The sequence below is a fragment of the Microbacterium sp. P5_E9 genome, assembly GCF_054049175.1.
On record NZ_JBFUMV010000002.1, the window covers coordinates 592,314 to 593,666 of the forward strand.

The 1,353-nt window shown below is 70.4% G+C and carries 1 protein-coding gene; it reads right to left on the bottom strand.

Translation table 11 applies throughout. From position 1 onward, the window contains the following. Positions 1-12: 12 nt before the first annotated feature. Positions 13-1,104 (bottom strand): Glu/Leu/Phe/Val dehydrogenase dimerization domain-containing protein, encoded by a 1,092-nt coding sequence (locus ACXJ3V_RS06190; protein ID WP_457099381.1) that lies wholly within the window; start codon positions 1,102-1,104, stop codon positions 13-15. Between the last annotated feature and the right edge of the window lie 249 nt (positions 1,105-1,353).

Below are 1,353 nucleotides of genomic sequence, written 5' to 3' on the forward strand. Positions count from 1 at the left end.
AACGGCGGTGGATCAGGTCAGGGCGTGCTCGCGCGCGGGCGCGTCCTGGCGCTGCGCGCTCGTAAGCCGCTCGGCGGCGAGCCGCTCGGCGGCCTCGAGCGGGGTGACGCCGCGGGCATCCGATTCGGCGAACACCCGCCGCAGCGTGTCGCCGATGCCCGCGACGCGGTGCATGACCTCCGCACGGGTGCCGATGCGCTTGGCGACGAGGTCGAGGTAGATCACACCGCCGGCGTTCACGACGAAGTCGGGGGCGTACAGGATGCCGCGAGCCGCGAGACGGGCTGCGCCCGAGTGATCCGCCAGTGGGTTGTTCGCCGGGCCGCACACGGCCTTGGCTTCGAGCGCGTCGATGACCTCGTCGGTGAGAAGGCCGCCGATGCCGGCCGGTACGAACAGATCGGCCGGGACCAGGTGCTCGGTGCCCGGGACAGCCCACTCCGCCCCGAGGTCGAGGGCGAGGTCGCGCTTGGCGGCGTTGACGTCGGTGACCGTGAGGAAGGCGCCTTCGGCTGCCAGTCGCACCGCGAGTCGGCTGCCGACCTGGCCGAGCCCGGAGATCGTGATTCGACGCCCCGCGACATCCGCGACCCCGGTGATCTTCTCGAGGGTCGCGCGCACCGACTCGTACACGCCGAGGCTCGTCGGTCCGGCGGGCTCGCCGGAGCCGCCGACGGCATCGGGGAGCCCGACGACGTGCTCGGTGCGTTCGCTGACGACCAGCATGTCGTCGGTGGTCGAACCGACATCCTCCGCCGTCCGGTAGAGGCCGTGCAGCGACTCGACCGCGTCGCCGAGGTCGAGGAACGCCGCCCGTCGCCGTTCGGCGTCGAGGACCGTGCCCTCGGGAAGGGCGATCACGGACTTGCCGCCGCCCGCGTCGAGGCCGGCCGCCGCGTTCTTGAGCGTCATGGCGGCGGAGAGCCGCAGGGCGTCGCCGAGGGCGTCGCTCCAGTGCGGGTAGGTCCACAGGCGCGCGCCGCCCAGGGCGGAGCCGAGCGCCGAGGAATGCAGGGCGACGGTGATGCAGAGGTCACTGCGGCTCCCGGTGATCACCTCCACACGCTCGTGGGTGAAGTCGGGCAGGGGCAGGGTGTGCGTCATCGCATGCTTCCTTCGGCGGGCCTTGTGGGCTGTGCTCTGCGGTGCCGCGGCTTTGTGGCATCCGTTCCTCCATTGTGCGCCCTCCTCGCAGTGAGAGCGATAGAGGAATGTATTCCGTCGTGCGCATGCGTGTGTCGACATGTCTCGTCATCTGAACTCGGGTCCTTGCCGTCCCCGGCATGCCGGGTGTATACAGACGGTTGGCGGCTTGCGATTACTGTGGTCGTCAGTATTTCTTGGGGGAAATGC